The sequence below is a fragment of the Massilibacteroides vaginae genome (assembly GCF_900178525.1).
Taxonomy (GTDB): Bacteria; Bacteroidota; Bacteroidia; order Bacteroidales; family Tannerellaceae; genus Massilibacteroides; species Massilibacteroides vaginae.
In genome coordinates this window covers 17,648-35,842 of sequence record NZ_FXDJ01000003.1, presented here as the reverse complement: position 1 = coordinate 35,842, position 18,195 = coordinate 17,648, and the positions used below count along the sequence as shown (strand labels likewise).

Sequence of the window (18,195 nt, the reverse complement as noted above, 5' to 3'; positions counted from 1 at the left end):
TTACTTTCTGCTACAAATAGACTAACAAACTATATGTTGAAAAGCTAAGCTTTCGTTTTGTGTGTGTATAAAGTAAATAGACTGTTCCGGCTGATTGTTTATTTACTGAATTGCTTTCCCTTCATCATCTAAGATTACTATTTTTTCACTTTCATCGGCTTTAGAAACTAATGTTATTTTAGTGAGTTTCTTTTCAACGTTGTAAGCCAGTTCTTTTACAGTGAATTCTTCAGAAAGCTTTGTGATTGCGTTTTGAACATTACTGTTCAAATCGTCAAATGAAATTTTTACATAAACGTCTTCTTGCTGAGCAACGTATTCGATTGTTGACTTTTCAGCTACATCTTGTTGAGCGTAAGTGCTTATTCCTGCACATAACGTTAGAGCAAATGCTAATACCATTGTTTTCATGATTCAAAAATTTAAATTGATAAATAAATAATTATTAAGTTTCACTTTCGATTAATTATATCCAATACTTGTTCCAAAAAATCAAGTGATACGCAAGTGTGGCTTTATTGTTTTGTAAATCAATAATTATAATTTTTGTGGCACGATATTTCTTTCTGAGGAAAGTGTGTGGAAGTGTGGAAATCTTCCATGGATTTGGTTGTGGAAACGAGAAAAACGTAGAAAAAGACAGTGACTTACGATAAGTCTTGTATTTTTGTTTTACTTATGCCGGGTATATTAGAACATAAAATTCGCATTAATGCTACACTTATCTATTTAGTGGTAAGTCTGATCTGTGTTGGTATGCTTGCTTATACATATTATTTAAAAGCGGATATCAAAGAGCAGAAAGAGCGTGTTTCCCACTATCACAAAGAGTCGATATTGGCCAATCGTATGATTGATAAGGTGAATCAGGCGCAGATAGAAGTTAATCGGTATGTGGCAACTCGTCAAACAAAGCATTACAAGGCTTTCCAGAAGAATTTATCGGAAGTAGAGGGCTTGATCGATACGCTGGGGATGTCTGCCGGAGATTCCATACAATATGAAATATTACTTGAAATAAAGGGACTGCTAAAAGAAAAAGGACAGATCATTCTACGGTTAAATAACCAGTTTTCGAGCGCCGCTTCTTCCGACAAGGTGGATGAACTTATTGAACAATACACACCCGCGGTTCAGGAGGTGCTTGTGTCGACAACGGTGAAGGATACCTTAGTGCAGACTGTGCCGAAGAAAGGTTTCTGGCGAAAGCTTTCCGGCTTGTTTACGTCCGACGAGGATACACTGGTTACGCAGCGTGTGATTAAAACCGATACGCTAAAAAGATTGCAAGCTGATAGCCTGTATCTGGCAAGTGAGGTGAGCGGAATTGTGGAAAAAGTAGAAGCAGAATATAAAACACGTTTGTTGAATATTGAACAACAAGTGAATCGTCTGATCAATTCGGATCATGAAATTTCGACGAAAATTTACTCTTCGTTGATTGATTTCTATGATAATATACTTTATAACAGGTGGTCGGAAGTGCAGCGAAGCGATTCGCTTATTAGCGAAAATAGTCGTTATTCAATGATAAGCGGAGGAATTGCCCTGGCGTTGATTCTGTTGTTCCTGATCCTTATTTTCAAGGATGTGAACCGTGCTTATACGATGCGCAAGTTGTTGGAAGAGGCTAACAAACGTACTGAAGAAACCATGCAAAGCCGGCATCAATTATTGTTGTCTGTGTCGCACGATGTAAAAACTCCCCTGAATTCTATTATGGGTAATCTGGAACTTAAGGAAGCAGGGGGGAAGTTTGATCCGGCAGAGATCCGGTCGATGGAAAACGCGGGAAAGCATATTCTTACTTTGCTTGAAAACCTACTGAACTTTTCAGCCTTGGAACAGGGGCATCTCAAAAAGGAAGAGCAAAAGTTCTTCCTGACAGATTTCTGCCGGGAGGTTTGTGATTTGTTTTATCCTTTGGTTACGCAGAAGGGGTTGACGTTTCTAACGGAGTTTGAATTTCCAAAAGACTTGTACCTGCAAGCGGACGAACTAAGATTAAAACAGATTATTATTAATGTATTATCAAACGCGGTAAAATATACGCAGTCGGGAAGCCTGAAATTGGTGATAGATTGCAACAAAAGCCGACTATGGTGTCAGATTTCGGATACCGGTGTAGGTATTCCCAAAGAACAGATCAATACGGTGTTTGAACCTTTTTCGCGGATAAAAGAGCATACAACGATGGCTTCAGGAAGTGGATTTGGTCTGTATGTGGTAAAAGGTTTGGTCGATTTGCTGGGCGGAAGTATCCGGCTGACTTCCGAAGTGTCGCAAGGTACTGAAGTAACAATCATTATCCCTGTCAGAGCAATTCCTGTTGAAAAAACGGACGAATCAACAAAAAGGATCTTATTGATTGATGACGATAGTGCTTATCTGTCTATGTTGGAAACCATGCTGCACTGTTTAGGACACACGGCAAAGGCTTGCCATTCTTTAGCCGCTTTTGAGAATGAGCTTTTATCCCTTGAACAGTACGATGTGGTATTGACCGATATGCAAATGGGAACATTCTCCGGAGAAGATATACGGGAAAAAGTAAGGAAGCGCTCTGCAATAATACCGGTAGTAGTTATGACGGCTTCGTCTGGTTATGCTGAAAATAAGGCTAAGGAACAGGGCTTTTCCGCTTATTTGAGAAAACCGGTGAGTATTTCGTCCTTACAACACGTAGTTGGCGGAAAACAAACCGTCGATCTGAATTCGTTGAATGAAATGCTGGAGTACGATAAAGAAATGATACATGCCGTATTGCTTGCGTTCGTTACCTCTACCGAAGAGAATATCCGGCATCTCGGGGAAGCGTTGGGTGCTAAAGATACTGAACGTATCGCTTCACTTGCGCATAAAATGTTGCCCATGTTTTTACAAATAGGCGATCTGCCTACCTCTTCCGCGCTTGAGAAGATGGAGAAATACCGTGGAAAGTCATTCGCGGAATTACCGGATTGGGAATATGTTGTTGAATCCTTGATTGAAAACGCAAGCAAGTTAATTGCTGTGATTAAAAAAGAACATTTAACCCAGCCCAATTAAATATCCATACCATAGGAGTGCATCTTGTTATACAAGGTTTTTCTATCTATTTTTAAGAGCTTGGCGGCTAATGTCTTGTTGCCTTGCGCGCGTATTAGCGCTTTCTCGATCTGTTGCTGTTCGTTTTCCGGTCGTAGCGGCAGGTCTTCTTCTGAAAAAGTAGTGGAAAGAGTTGGAGGCAAATCACTGAGTGTTATTTCATCACCTTCGGTAAAAAGAACAGCTCTTCTGATTGTGTTCCGTAATTCCCGGAGGTTGCCCGGCCAATGATATTTTTTCAGAACGGCAATTGTCTCTTCCGTAAAACCACTCACCGTTTTGTCGAGCTCCTTATTCGCGTTATTCAGAAAATGGGTGGCGAAATGCAGTATGTCGCTTTCTCTGTCTCTCAACGGCGGTATCTGGATGGATAATTCGTTTAACCTATGATACAGGTCTTCTCTGAATTTACCTTCGCTGATAGCATGCTCCAGGTCTTCATTTGTTGCCGCGATGATTCGTACGTCAACTTCAATATCTATCGCAGAACCAACCGGACGCACTTTAAGTTCTTGCAAGGCCCTCAACAGTTGTACCTGAACATCATAAGGCAGATTTCCGATTTCATCGAGAAAAACAGTACCTCCCTGCGCTTGTTCAAACACCCCTTTTTTATCCGCAACGGCTGAAGTGAATGATCCTTTTAGGTGTCCGAACAGTTCGCTTGGCGCTAATTCCCGCGACAAACTGCCGCAATCAACAGCGATAAACAAATTGTCTTTCCGTTTGCTGTTATCGTGAATCATGCGTGCTACGTATTCCTTTCCGCTGCCGCTCTCTCCGGTAATTAAAACGGATATACGCGTAGGCGCTACTTTCAGAATGTGCCCATACATCAGTTGTGCGGCTTTGCTTTTTCCATACACCACACCTTCCGATGATAGCTTGGTTTCTTTCTTATGCCTGACTTCAGCGGTTACCGGAGTAGCCAAAGCCTGTTCCACTTTTTGTTTCAGTAACTGTGGGTTTATCGGTTTGGTGAGATAATCAAACGCGCCTAATTTCATCGACGAAACGGCACTTTGTATTTCTCCGTAGCTCGTCATGATAATTACTTGAGAAGTTGGTCTGATTTCTTTGATCCATGTAAGTAGCATAATTCCATCCCCGTCGGGTAAACGGAGATCAGAAATGATTAGTCCGAAAGATTGTTTTTCTATCGCTCTTTTGGCTTGTTCTATTCGGGAGCACCAGGAGGTCTCAAAGCCGTTTTTTTTGAACCAGTTTTGTAGCAATGTACCAAACGAAGTGTCGTCTTCTACTATCAGGATATTCTGTTTCATCTGCTTCTTTTAGTCGATGATTTGGCATAAAAGGACCGAAAGATAAGAATTTATGAAATAGGAAAGAGTGCCTCTCTTCACAAAAAAACTATATATTTGTTTACCCTTTATAATTTTCACAACAGTTGAAATACGAACAGGTATGAAACTACGGAAATATCAATCAAAACAAAAAAAGGAATGAAAAAGGAAAGACAATATAAAGAACCCAACTATTCGGTAAGTCCGAAGACGGCAAAACTGATCATGACTGTTTTCTATGTGCTGAGAATAATTCTCGTTATTGCCTGTATCTGGGGACTGATTCTTATTTTCAGGTAAAAATAAAAACCAATTCGCGGGCGTGCTTGTTGTAGATCAAATGGAATATCCGATCGACAACGCGTGTTTAAAAAAGTTAAAAACAGGGCCCGGTTTTCTGTTTTTAGCCGATTTTTTATGTTGCTGATAATCAGTGCGTTGTATATACTGAAAAACATAAAGGTTATTTTTTGAAAAATAAAGGTTATTTCCGAAAAAATAAAGGTTATATTTTTCTTTATATAGTAATGTAAAAATCGCCCTCTGTTTTAAGACGAATTTGAATTGTTAATTATTTACATTAATCGGATTTTTTTCCTAAACTTTTGTTGTTGTTCTGAGCGTATTCATGCATAAATAGAAAGCACCTATTGGGCGCATAAATTTATAAAGCATGTAAAAGCAGGGTGTATTAAGGTAATTCTTTCTATTTTTGCCACTAACTGGACTTGAAGTTTTACCATTATCAATTAAGATAAAGAATAGAATCGTGGATGAGAATGAATAATTGGTTGAAAAGAATTGGAATGATCTGTTTGATACCAATTGTGTTGGTGTTGTTAGTGTCATTGCTCCTTTATGTACCGGCGATTCAAAACTTTGCGGTAAAAAAGGCAACCGGATATGCTTCTGAAGCAACGGGTATGTCGATTTCGATTGATCGTATCCGCTTGTCATTTCCGCTTGATCTTTCTGTTCGTGGTGCGGGAATCCGCACTGTTTCATCAGATAAGCTGCTGTCTATTCAGGAATTATCTGTCTCCATAAAACTACTTCCGTTATTGAAAAAGGAAGTGTCCATCAATGGTATTCACCTTAAGAATGCCTCCTTAAATACCAATAACCTGATTGACGGAATGATCGTGAAGGGTGAAATTGGTAGTCTGTTTGTCAAAGCCGAGCATATCAATTTGAATACGGAAACCGCTGTGTTGGATTTGGTTGAGTTTGCTGAATCTGACCTGCAGCTGGAATTGACCGAAAAGCAGGAAGAAGATACAACAAGCACGCCCGTAAACTGGCAGATCGGATTAACGAAACTGTTGGTCGATGATGTTGCCTTTTCTTTCGCGACTACGGCTGATTCTTCCCGCGTTTCCTCTTTCCTTTCGAAGGCGATCCTGACGGGAGGCGTGTTTGATCTGAAAGAGGAATTGTATGCTGTAGAGCGTTTTAGCCTGAACAATTCATTGCTAAGCTACGATACGAACGGGGGATTACCGCAGGAAGGATTCGACGCGTCGCATATCGTATTGACCGACGTGAATTTTGCTTTTGATTCAATTCGGTATAAGGATAAAGAAATCAATACGAAAATAAGTAGTTTCCAACTGAAAGAACGTTCCGGTTTGGAGGTTATATCGTTAACAGGAGCCGTTCAGGCCGATTCGAGTTCCATTGTAATTCCTGAAATAGTATTGAAAACGCCCTATTCGGAAGCACGTTTGCTTGCCACTGTACCTTGGAGTACATTGGATGAACAGGCAAGTGGTACGTTGCGGGGATTATTTTCTGCATTTATCGGCAAACAGGATGTGTTGATCTTTTCCGGTATTCCGGCAACTTCTCCTTTTGTTGCGGCCTACCCCAATCGCGATTTAACGCTTACAGTTGGTGTAGAGGGCAACCTTTCTTCCTTAAAGATTCAGCAGGCGAAGATGGCGCTGGATAGTGCGTTTGTTTTGACCGCTTCGGGAAAAATGAAAAACGTAACGGATAGCCTACATCGTTCGGGAGAATTGAAACTTCAGGCAGCTACCGGTGAGATAGATTTTCTGCTGGAACTTCTGAATAATGAAACAAAGCAATTGTTGAATCTACCCACGGGAATGACGCTGACAGGAGACGCTAGTTTGAAAAACCGGGCATATAAAACCGATTTTGTGTTTACTGAAGGAGCCGGGAAAGTAGCATTTACCGGTGGCTACGATCTGAAAAACAATTCTTATGAAGCCATTTTGAAGGTGGATAGTCTTGAGCCGGTTCACTTTATGCCGCAGGATTCTTTGTATTGGCTGACTGCCTTTGTGGAAGCCAAAGGGAAGGGTACGGACATTTATTCGAAGCGAACGCATGCTGAATTGGAAGGCGAAATTACGGATATTCGTTACGGCATGACGTCGGTATCAGACGTAACGTTGAGAGGCTCATTTAAAGAACATTTGTTTGATGCTGTGCTGGAAAGTCGTTATCCGTTGGCCGAAATGACTCTTTCTTTATCCGGAATTTTTGAGAAAAATAATTTGGAAGGAATGCTGATCGCAGATGTTGAGAACTTAGATATGTATGGTTTTCATCTGACAGAAAACCCCTTTTCAACCTCTTTCCAGCTTTTTACAGAGGTGCGGTCGGATTTTAAAATGGATCATTTGTTGGATGTAACCCTTGGAAACTGGGAGATGAAAACCGCAACTCAGCAGGCTAAACCCAAAACACTTACCCTGCATGCCCGAAGTAATCCGGATACAACACGCGTATCTTTCCATGCCGGCGATCTGGGAATTATGCTTACCGGTACGTCAGACCTGATAACCATGCAGAACAAATTACTAACCGCACAAAATAATATACAGAAACAATTAGAGCAGGATTCTACAATTAACGTGGAGGTTTTACGTCCGGATTTGCCGGAGATGTTGCTGACTGTTCACGCCCGGAGGGATAATCCGGTATATAATATGTTGCAATATTTTCTGAATATGTCTTTCACCGGAATGGATATGGTAGCATCTACCTCTCCTGAAGATGGATTTCGTTTAGATGCAGGGGTGTACACCATTATCCGTGACAGTATGCTGATCGATACGGTAAGAATGGTTGTGCGGCAAGATACGTTGGGGTTACTTTATAATGCAGACGTAATTAAAAAGAAGTACCTGACCCAGGAAGCGTTTGTAGGAGGTGTAAATGGTAAGATCCGTTCTCGTTATGCGGATGCTGAATTTTATTACAAAGACCAGCGTGGCAAAACCGGATTGGAATTAGGTATTCGCGCGGACAAAGTGGAGGAAGGCATGCGCATTAGTCTTTATCCCGAAAAACCGACCTTGTTTTTCCATCCTTTTGTTTTGAATGAAGACAACTATATTCATATTAAAAACACAAAAGATATAGATGCCAATTTAAAACTTACAGGAAATAATAATGCCTCATTCTGGGTACATTCCCTGCCAGAAGACGGCGGGATGGAAGAGTTGCATGCCGAGCTCAGTCAGATTAATCTGGAACTGATCTCTAAAGGCTTCTCATTCATGCCAAATTTAAAAGGACTGCTGAATGCCGATTTCCAATATGCGCCGATAGACAGTTCCTACATGTTGGTGGCAGATATGAATATTGATAATCTGCTTTATGAGGGTGGGCGCGTAGGTGAATTAATGCTTAATGGAGTATATCTTCCTATCGATCAGAATAACTCGCAGATGGACATGCACTTTTACCGTGACCGGGAAGAGATTGTAAATATAACCGCCCTGTATACCAACGATAAAAAAGATTATATTGAAGGACAGGTGAATATTATTGACCTTCCGTTAGCGATGTTCTCACCGTTTATTCCGAATAAGATGGCAACATTGGCCGGTGTGTTGAACGGAAATGTTTCGGTAAGCGGAACAACCGAATCGCCTTCGCTGAATGGGGCCGTTCAAACGGATAGTGCTTCTGTTTATGTGTCTTCGGCAGCGTCGACTTACCGTTTTGAAAACAAACCGGTGGAGATAATTAACAATCTGCTTTCGTTCAATAAATATAAAGTATATGCTACGGGTGAAAATCCGTTTGTTTTAGACGGAACGATTGATCTGAACAATCCGGCGGAAATGATGACCGATCTGACCATGAATGCGAACAATCTTCAACTGTTGGATGTGAAGCGCAATAAAGAAAGTCTTGTTTATGGAAAACTATTCGTGAACATGAATTCAACCTTAAAGGGACCTATTAACTCCTTGAAGATGCGCGGAAACTTACGTGTTCTGGGCAATACGAATGTAAGCTATGTTATGGTTGAATCGCCGCTCACGGTACAGGATAGACTGGATGGCTTGGTTACTTTTGTGTCTTTTGGAGATACACTTTTCAGTAAAAGAAGACCGATGGCCGGTTTAGCGTCCGGAGGATTGGATATGCAGCTGGGCATTAAAGTGGATCCTGCCGTACAAATGAAAGTGGACCTTACGCCCGATCGTTCCAGCTATGTGGAACTGGAAGGTGGAGGAGACTTGGTGTTCCAATACACACCATTAGGTGATATGTTGTTTAACGGGCGATATACCCTGACCGGAGGTACGGTACGTTATGAATTACCGATTGTGTCGGCCAAGAACTTTACAATTAAAGAAGGTAGTTATGTGGAATGGAGTGGAGATATGATGAATCCACGACTGAACATGACAGCGACCGAACGTGTACGCACCTCTGTTGCGCCCGAAGGACAGTCTTCACGTATGATCAACTTTGATGTAGGTATAAAAATACAACAAACATTGGAGAACATGGCGCTCGACTTTACACTGGATGCGCCCGAAGATATGGGTATGCAAAGCGAATTGACAGCGAAAGGTGCGGAAGAACGCCGGAAATTAGCCGTAGGATTATTAGTAACCGGAATGTATGTGGATGGAAATAGTGTAGGGTCGGGGATGAATATGGGATCAGCCTTGAATAGCTTTTTACAGAATGAAATTAATAGCATTGCAGGAAGCGCGCTTAAAACGGTAGATATCTCTTTTGGTATGGATAATTACGACTCGGCAGAAGGAAACCGGACGGACTATTCATTCCGTTTTGCCAAACGATTCTACAATGACCGCATACGTATTGTGATCGGTGGTCGCCTTTCTTCCGGAGCAAATGTAGAAGATTCGCAATCAGACAATTTTATTGATAATGTTTCTATAGAGTATCGATTGGATGAAGGAGGAAGCCGTTACGTTAAGCTCTTTCATAATAAAAATTACGAAAGCTTGCTGGAAGGAGAAATCATTGAAACCGGTGCCGGTATTGTGTTGAAACGCCGGATGACGCGTTTGTCGGAATTGTTTGATTTCAGAAAGAAGAAAGTTGAACCGGTAGTAGAGGAGGAAGAACAATGATGAAATCAATGATTAGATTAATAATTCTGTACTTTATAGCCATCTCTTTCGTTTCCTGCTATACGACCCGAAGTTTACAGGAAGGGGAAGTTTTATATACCGGAATAAAGAGTCTTACTGTAGAAGATACAGAAAATACCAAAGCGAGCGATGCCGCAAAAGAAGAAATTGAGGCTGCTTTGGCTTATGCGCCGAATAATGCTTTTTTAGGTAGTTCGAGCATGCGTACTCCATTCCCCTTCGGACTTTGGGTGTACAATGCCTTTGTAAATAAAAAGGGAGCTGTTAATAAATGGATTTTAGAAACGCTGGGAGCTAAACCTGTTCTTATCGGGACGGTTAATCCGGAGGTGCGAACACGTGTTGCGAAGAACCTGTTGAATGAACACGGATTCTTTAACGGTACAGCTTCGTATGAGATAGTACCGGACAAGAAGGATTCTTTAAAAGCGGGAATAAACTATCATATCGTGTTGAATCAAGCCTATACCTATGATAGTATTCGCCATATTCGTTTCAGGCATCGCGCGGATACGATCATGCAAATGTATCAGCACAGGCAAATTATTCAACCGGGCGATAATTTTAATGTGATGAGCATGGAGGCCGAAAGGCAACGGGTTTCCACGCTGCTCCGTAATGAGGGTTACTATTACTTCCGCCCGGAACATATCGTTTATCAGGCAGATACAACAATCACATCCGGAAAGGTGGCGTTACGTGTAATGCGTAATCAATCAATGCCTCGTAATGCGCTTAAACCCTGGAAGATCGGGCAGGTTTCGGTTGCTCTTATGGGATACGACAATGAGAAACCTACAGATTCATTACTTTACAAAGATCTGAAGATCTATTATGAAGGTAAGCTCCGGGTGCGTCCTACTGTTCTTTATCGCATGCTGAAGTTTAATCCGGGCAGCTATTATTCCGAACGTAGGCAAGAACGCACCCAAGAGGCATTTGCCAAGTTAGGAATATTCCGCTACACGGAAATGCAATATACTCCTCGTGACACTTCCCGCCGTTGTGATACGTTAGATCTTCGGATCAATACCGTGTATGACTATCCTTTAGACGGCGAATTGGAATTCAATTTTAAAAATAAAAGCAACAATCAGATGGGGCCGGGTACGGTTTTTAGTCTGACTAAACGCAACCTGTTTGGTGGAGGTGAGTCGCTGACCGGAAGTGTAAACGGCTCTTACGAATGGCAAACGGGCCGACGTATTGATAATGGAGGAGGATCCATAAACAGTTATGAATATGGAGCCAGTTTGTCATTGACATTTCCGCGTGTTGTTTTTCCGGGATTATTGCATAAAGGATTGGATAACTATTCAACGACAACATTCCGCTTGAGTGGTAATCAATTGAACCGGGCCGGTTTTTTCAAAATGTTATCTCTGGGAGGAAGTCTGGTGTATGAATATCGACCAAGCCGGAATAGCCAACACGTGCTGAGTCCGTTTCGTTTGTCGTATAATAAATTGAGAGACCCGACCGATGCGTTTAACGAACTAACCCAAAAGAACCCCGCGCTTCGACAAAGTCTTCAGGATCAGTTTATCCCGGCGATCTATTATTCGTATGTGTATGATAGTCCTATGAAAAAGAGAAGCGGAGATCGTATCTGGTGGGAAACATCGATAACAGAAGCCGGAAATCTTATCTCCGGAATTTACGCGTTGAATGGGCGAAACTTCAATGAGCGGGAAAAGAAAATGCTGGGTAGTCCTTACGCCCAATTTATAAAATTCACCAATGAACTGAGGTATAGCTGGCGTATAGACCGTAACCAATCTTTGGTTGGACGTGTAATGGCCGGAATTATATATAGCTATGGCAATGCCCGTGTATCCCCCTATAGCGAACAATTCTATGTGGGCGGCTCAAACAGTTTGCGGGCCTTCACAATCCGTAGTATCGGTCCGGGGCGGTTTGCGCCGGACAAAGAAAACCGCTATGCCTATATTGACCAAACGGGCGACTTAAAATTTGAAGCGAATCTGGAATACCGTTTTCGTATCATGGATGATCTGCATGGTGCCATGTTTGTTGATGCGGGAAATATATGGCTGCTGAGGAATGACCCCAATCGTCCGGGAGGCTATATATCGGATGCGAGTTTTCTGAAAGACCTGGCCTTGGGTACAGGAGTCGGCGTTCGTTATGATATGGATTTCCTGGTGGTTCGTTTTGACGTTGGTCTGGGTATTCACTTACCGTATGATACAGGTAAGAAAGGGTATTATAATATCCCTAAGTTTAAAGACGGACTTGGTTTTCACTTGGCGATCGGTTATCCGTTCTGAAAAAATCCATACATTTGCGTGGAATTGATTAATATTGAATGAATAAACTTGATAAATAATGGCAAATTTCTTTACCTCCTTATTTTCCTCGTCTGTAGAAGAAGCTACGGATGGCATTAGTAAAAGCGACCGTAAAAAATTTGATATTCTGAAGTATGATGGAGTAAGGGCACAGAAGATCGGCAAGTTAGCCTACGCTATAAAATGCTTTACCGAAGCGTTAGCTATCGATAACGACCTGGAGACAATGAGCTACCTGGTTGGTGCCTACACCATGACGCATGAACACGAGAAAGCCCTCGAAGTGCTGGACAGTATGGTAGAAATAGAACCGGAACAAATAAACACCCTCTTTACACGCGTCAGTGTGCTGTTTCTGTTAAACAGAGAAGAAGCAGTTATGGAAGAATGCGATCGGATTATCAGCTATGAACCATCCAACCCACTTGCTTATTATTTAAAAGGAAGAGCCTGCAAAAACAGAGGAGAGCTGGATGCTGCCTTAGATAATCTTTCGAAAAGTATCGCGTTGAAACCGGACTTTTCGGATGCTTGCCTGCTGCGTGCAGAGGTTTATCTGAAGAAAGAAGACGGCGTGTCTGCCCTGAAAGATGTGGAAGAAGTGATTGCACGGGAAGGAGAGGAAGAAAACGCGTACTTGCTGAAAGGAGCCATACACGCTTTCCTGAAAAATGAAACAACAGCCGAAGAAGACTTTAATAAGGTGCTCGAATTAAACCCCTTTAATGAAGAAGCTTCCCTAAGATTGGCTGATTTACTGATCGTCTCTAAACGGTTAGACGAAGCCCTGATCGTGTTGGACGAATTAATTGAACTGTCTCCCTCTTTGTCAAAAGCCTATTCAGAGCGGAGTAAATTGAAAAAAGAAATGGGCAATGAAACCGGTTCTGAAGAAGATTTGAAGAAAGCGAAGGAACTTCAGGAAGAAGATATGGAACAGACCGGACAAGCGGATTTTAGTAATATGTATAAAGGAGGCATATTTTAAATACGAAAGAGAACAGGGTGAATTTTGTGAAGATAAAAGGTTTAAAAAAGATGTAACCATTTGTTTATCCGAAAAAAAGAATATAACTTTGCCGCCCGAAACACTGTAAAAAGAGGATAATAATAAATATAGAATAAGATGAAAAGAACATTCCAACCTTCTAACAGGAAAAGAAAGAACAAGCATGGCTTTCGTTCAAGAATGGCTACAGCAAACGGACGCAGAGTATTAGCATCTCGTCGTGCGAAAGGAAGAGCTAAACTTAGTGTATCTGACGAATACAACGGTTAATCCGAATATCATTTGATTAATGAATAAAAAAGGTATCCCCCAAAAGGATACCTTTTTTATTGCCCATAAACTTGTGACCTCCGCTTTTTTCGGTTGATCGTGTTTTTGTATCTATTTCAACTTCGGATCAACATACACAAAAATGTCGCATTAAAAAGCAGTGATTTTTTGCAATACTATATGAAAAAAAATATAAAGGTTATTTTTTAAAATATATCCTTTATTTTTCCAAAAATAACCTTTATGTTTTTGGGTAGGTATAATCTATTGATAATCAGTGTTGTAAGAAAGCGAAAAAATGACGTGGAAACGCAGGGTTGAAACCCCTTAAAAATCCTGTCTCTCCCTTGTCACCCTGAGCTTGTCGAAGGGTCTCATGCCACCCCCGCTGTCATGTTGAGCCTGTCGAAACATCTCATACCAACCCACTGTCATGTTGAGCCTGTCGAAACATCTCATACCAACCCACTGTCATGTTGAGCCTGTCGAAACATCTCATACTGTCTGACAATTATTGAACGAAGCTATATGCAGAGATTCCTCCACTTCGGTCGGAATGACAAAGAGGAACGGTCGGGTTGAAAGGGAGGAACGGTTCCTTCCCCGCTGTCATGCTGAGCCTGTCGAAGCATCTCATACCATCAGACTATTATTTAACGAAGCCTTATGCAGAGATCTCTCCACTTCGGTCGAGATGACAGGGAATACCAGCCGAAGCAACAACAAAAAAGAACAGACTATCCGTTTAATAATCGTTGGCTTTTTCCCTTTTATATCTTAATAGAACTTATAAAACGTCTTTAACCGAAGTATTTGCCGCTATGTAATGTTTTTTTTCTACTTTTGTGATGCTTATTATAAAGAAGTAAGGAATGAAAAACTTTCTTGTAAAACTGATAAAGAATCCTTTTTTTATTAATATTCTTTTGATGTTTGCAGTTTTGGTTCTGGTAATTTTCGGCACATTAAACTGGTTGGATAAATATACCCGCCACAATGAGGTGGTGGTGGTGCCGGATGTAAAGGGGTTGACCATGGAAGATGCTGCGTCTTTCTTTGAAAATAATGGTTTACGCTACAATATTATAGATTCGGTTTTTTCTAAAGACGTTGCTCCCGGAACAATTGTGGAATTAAAACCAATTGCCGGAGCGAAAGTTAAAGAAGGGCGTATTGTATTTATTACGCTCAACGCGCTGAGTTCACAAATGGAAACGATTCCGGATGTGGAAGATATGTCCTTTCGGCAGGCTTACGCTTTGTTGAGAGCACGTGGTTTTGAGTCCGTTGAAATTGAATATGTGCCGGGTGATTTCAAAGATCTTGTGATTGCTGTTGAACTGCGCGGTCGCGTGTTGAGAAGCGGAGAGAAAGTGCCGTTGATATCCCCTTTGATTCTGAAAGTGAGCAATGGAGAGGATGAGGTGTTGCCCGAAGATTCGTTAGGATTGGAACAGCCTGTGCGCACTTTAGATAGTGAAGACGAAAACTGGTTTTGATATGGACGACCTCATTGATGATATAGATGAGTTGGACGACGACTCAACGTTTGAATCTGATACCCATTCGGAAACTTCCATGTACGAGCATTTTCGCTTTGTCGCTGATAAGGGACAATCGCTGTTGCGTGTAGATAAGTTTTTGGTGGATCGAATGATGGGAGCCACCCGTAACCGCATTCAGTTGGCCGCTGAGGCCGGTTGTATTTTAGTAAACGGCCTGCCGGTAAAAAGCAACTACCGTGTGAAACCACTGGATGTTGTATCCTTGGTGATGGCGCGCCCTCGCCGTGAGCTTGAAATTATTCCTGAAGATATTCCTTTAAATATTGTATATGAAGACGCAGACCTGCTTGTGGTAAATAAGCCGGCCGGTCTTGTTGTTCATCCCGGACACGGAAACTATACAGGCACTTTGGTGAATGCCCTTGCCTGGTATTTGCGTGATGACCCTACCTATGATCCGTCCGACCCCCGACTTGGATTGGTGCATCGTATTGATAAAGATACCTCGGGATTGTTGGTTGTGGCAAAAAAACCGGAAGCAAAAGCCGATCTGAGCCTGCAATTTTTTCATAAAACAACAACCCGTACTTACAATGCTTTGGTTTGGGGTATTATTCGTGATGATGAAGGTACGATAGAAGGGAATATTGCCCGTAACCCGAGAGACAGGATGCAGATGATGGTTTTTCCTGAAGGAGACCAGGGGAAAAGTGCGGTTACCCATTACCGGGTGCTCGAGCGTTTAGGTTACGTTACACTGGTAGAATGCCGCCTGGAAACCGGGCGCACGCATCAGATACGCGTACACATGAAATATATAGGACATACTCTGTTTAATGATGAACGTTACGGAGGAAGTGATATTTTGAAAGGAACTACATTTACAAAGTATAAACAGTTTGTTCAGAATTGCTTTGAGCAATGTCCGAGGCAGGCGTTACACGCCAAAACATTAGGTTTCAGGCATCCTGCTACGGGAGAAACAATGAGTTTCGATTCTGTAATTCCTGAAGATATGGAAGGACTGATTCAGCGTTGGAGAACCTATGCAAATACTAAAGAATTATAAAATGAAGAAGAATGTTGCTATTATTGCCGGAGGAGACTCCTCTGAGATTGTTATCTCATTAAAGAGCGCGGCAGGACTTTCGACTTTTATTGATAAAGAAAGATATAACTTGTATATTGCAATCCTGAAGAAAAATGAATGGATTGTTGAGCTACCCGATGGAACAAACACGGTAATCGACAAAAATAATTTCAGTTTTCAGGAAAAAGGTGTAGGTAAAAAGTTTGATTTTGCGTATATTACCATTCATGGAACTCCTGGCGAGGATGGCCGTTTGCAAGGCTATTTTGATATGATCGGTATGCCGTATTCATCGTGCAATGCTTTAGTGAGTGCTATTACATTCAATAAATTTGTTTGCAATAACTACCTGAAAGGTTTTGGTGTGAAGGTTGCGGATTCCATTCGTTTGTTTGGTGGCGAAAGCGCTGATACCGACGAGGTGGTGAGCCGTTTGGGTTTACCTTTATTCGTAAAGCCGAATGTAGGAGGAAGTAGCTTCGGAACAACAAAAGTGAAATCTGCCGGGCAATTGCAGGAGGCGATCGCACATGCTTTTGCCGAAGGCGAAGAAGTTATTTTGGAGCAATTCATAGCCGGCACGGAAGTAACAAGCGGCTGTTATAAAACAAAGGAAAAGGCTGTGTTGTTACCTTTAACAGAGGTGGTGACCGATAATGAGTTTTTTGACTTTGACGCGAAATATAATGGTCAGGTGGATGAAATAACCCCTGCGCGGATTTCTTCCGAAATGACAGCAAAGATTCAGGAAGAAACGTCGAGAATTTATGATTTGTTGGGAGCGACAGGTATAATACGGATAGATTATATAATTCAGGCAACCGGTGAGCCTGTAATGCTGGAGGTGAACACAACCCCCGGAATGACGACCACCAGTTTCATACCGCAACAAATTCATGCGGCAGGTTTGGATATAAAGTCGGTGATGACGGAAATTATTGAAGACGCATTGCTTAGAAGAAAGTAAAAAATAATATATATATGAATAAAGAATCGGTATCCTTTAATTTCGACGACATTCGTCCCGTGAATAACGACGAGGTAAAAGGCGCTATAGAAGAGTTGATCACAAACGAAGACTTTCAAAGAGCGTTTCGTTACTTGAAGCCGGATTTGGACTGGGAGGCTTTTTCGAAGGTGATGAGAGCATGTAAAACAAAAGAGGAGTTTAAGTCCCTGCTCTCTTATGACGCCGTTTCGACTGTTGCCAGGAAGACGACGTTTTCGTTGACTGTTTCTGGTAAAACCCGTCTTCCGGAAGACAATTCTCCCTGTATGTTTATTTCAAACCACCGGGATATTGTGCTTGATGCGGCTTTCCTTAACGTGATGCTGTATGATGTTGGCTACGGAATGACGCAGGTTGCTATTGGTGATAACCTGTTGATCCGTTCTTGGATTAAAACATTAGTGCGTTTGAATAACAGCTTTATTGTGAAGCGTGGTGTTTCTGTACGCCAGATGTTGGAAGTAAGCGGCACCTTGTCTGCCTACATACATCATACGATCAAGGAAACGAAAGAGTCTGTTTGGATCGCGCAGCGTGAAGGGCGTGCTAAAGACTCCGACGATAAAACGCAGGGAAGTATTTTGAAAATGTTGAATATAGGTGGAGACGCCGATATCCTGACGAATCTGATGTCTTTGAATATTGTTCCCGTTTCTATTTCATACGAGTATGATCCTTGTGATTTTCTGAAAGCGCAAGAATTCCAACAGAAGCGTGACAATCCTGATTTCGTGAAATCTCAGCGAGACGACCTGTTAAGTATGGAAACCGGTATATTATATGATAAAGGTCGTGTGCACTTTACAATGGGGAGCCCGATCAACAGTCAGCTGAAAGAGCTGGATCCGACCTTGGAAAAAGGGGAACTTTATTCCGCTATCGCTACCATAATAGATAAGGAAATATACCGGCACTATCGGTTTTATCCATCCAACTATGTAGCCTATGATCTGCTGAATAAAACCCGTCGTTTTGAAGTAAATTACAGTCAGAAAGACAAAGAAGAATTTGAAGCCTATCTTCAAAAGCAATTAGATAAAATCATCATCCCGGACAAAGACGAATCCTATCTCCGGAATAAAATACTGGAAATGTATTCCAATCCATTGAAAAATCACCTGGAAACGGTTGAATAACATCAATGGATACATTTTGCCTTAGCGTCAATAATGGTCTTGACGCTAAGGCAAATACGTTTCGTCCTTAAAAACCT

12 protein-coding genes are annotated in these 18,195 nt (G+C 41.7%); 10 read left to right on the top strand and 2 right to left on the bottom strand.

Translation table 11 applies throughout. The annotated features are described in order from the left end of the window. Positions 1–102: 102 nt before the first annotated feature. Positions 103–411 carry a hypothetical protein gene (locus B9Y81_RS00115; RefSeq protein WP_085534977.1) on the bottom strand — a complete coding sequence of 103 codons (309 nt, stop codon included), beginning with the start codon at positions 409–411 and terminating at the stop codon, positions 103–105. A 267-nt stretch (positions 412–678) separates the two neighbouring features. Here B9Y81_RS00115 and B9Y81_RS00110 point away from each other — a divergent pair, with 267 nt between their 5' ends. Continuing rightward, entirely contained in the window at positions 679–3,048 is a 2,370-nt protein-coding gene (locus B9Y81_RS00110) for an ATP-binding protein (RefSeq protein WP_085534976.1), read from the top strand. On the opposite strand, the gene B9Y81_RS00105 is transcribed toward B9Y81_RS00110, so the two are convergent. Continuing rightward, positions 3,045–4,370 (bottom strand): sigma-54-dependent transcriptional regulator, encoded by a 1,326-nt coding sequence (locus tag B9Y81_RS00105; protein ID WP_085534975.1) that lies wholly within the window; start codon positions 4,368–4,370, stop codon positions 3,045–3,047. The two genes, B9Y81_RS00110 and B9Y81_RS00105, sit on opposite strands and share 4 nt — an antisense overlap. 180 nt (positions 4,371–4,550) lie before the next feature. Between B9Y81_RS00105 and B9Y81_RS15235 the strand changes: the two genes are divergently transcribed. From B9Y81_RS15235 to B9Y81_RS00065, 9 genes are all read left to right on the top strand, one after another. After that, positions 4,551–4,691: a hypothetical protein gene (locus B9Y81_RS15235; RefSeq protein WP_176221421.1), complete on the top strand. Its 141-nt coding sequence runs from the start codon at positions 4,551–4,553 to the stop codon at positions 4,689–4,691. Between the two features lie 479 nt (positions 4,692–5,170). Beyond that, entirely contained in the window at positions 5,171–9,766 is a 4,596-nt protein-coding gene (locus B9Y81_RS00100) for a translocation/assembly module TamB domain-containing protein (RefSeq protein WP_085534987.1), read from the top strand. Positions 9,767–9,774: 8 nt separating this feature from the next. Continuing rightward, positions 9,775–12,078, top strand: coding sequence for a translocation and assembly module lipoprotein TamL (gene tamL / locus B9Y81_RS00095; RefSeq protein WP_394335425.1), 2,304 nt, complete (start codon positions 9,775–9,777; stop codon positions 12,076–12,078). 58 nt (positions 12,079–12,136) lie between these two features. After that, the gene (locus B9Y81_RS00090) at positions 12,137–13,087 is read left to right on the top strand and encodes a tetratricopeptide repeat protein (protein ID WP_085534973.1); all 951 of its coding nucleotides are present in this window, start codon (positions 12,137–12,139) and stop codon (positions 13,085–13,087) included. A 138-nt stretch (positions 13,088–13,225) separates the two neighbouring features. Beyond that, entirely contained in the window at positions 13,226–13,378 is a 153-nt protein-coding gene (gene rpmH, locus B9Y81_RS00085) for a 50S ribosomal protein L34 (RefSeq protein ID WP_075555701.1), read from the top strand. Between the two features lie 872 nt (positions 13,379–14,250). Beyond that, complete coding sequence (locus tag B9Y81_RS00080) at positions 14,251–14,877, top strand: PASTA domain-containing protein (protein ID WP_085534972.1); 627 nt, start codon at positions 14,251–14,253, stop codon at positions 14,875–14,877. 1 nt (position 14,878) lies between these two features. Continuing rightward, complete coding sequence (locus B9Y81_RS00075) at positions 14,879–15,952, top strand: RluA family pseudouridine synthase (protein ID WP_085534971.1); 1,074 nt, start codon at positions 14,879–14,881, stop codon at positions 15,950–15,952. 1 nt (position 15,953) lies between these two features. Then, positions 15,954–16,940, top strand: coding sequence for a D-alanine--D-alanine ligase (locus B9Y81_RS00070; protein WP_085534970.1), 987 nt, complete (start codon positions 15,954–15,956; stop codon positions 16,938–16,940). A 14-nt stretch (positions 16,941–16,954) separates the two neighbouring features. Further along, positions 16,955–18,118 carry a 1-acyl-sn-glycerol-3-phosphate acyltransferase gene (locus tag B9Y81_RS00065; RefSeq protein WP_085534969.1) on the top strand — a complete coding sequence of 388 codons (1,164 nt, stop codon included), beginning with the start codon at positions 16,955–16,957 and terminating at the stop codon, positions 18,116–18,118. Positions 18,119–18,195 lie beyond the last annotated feature (77 nt).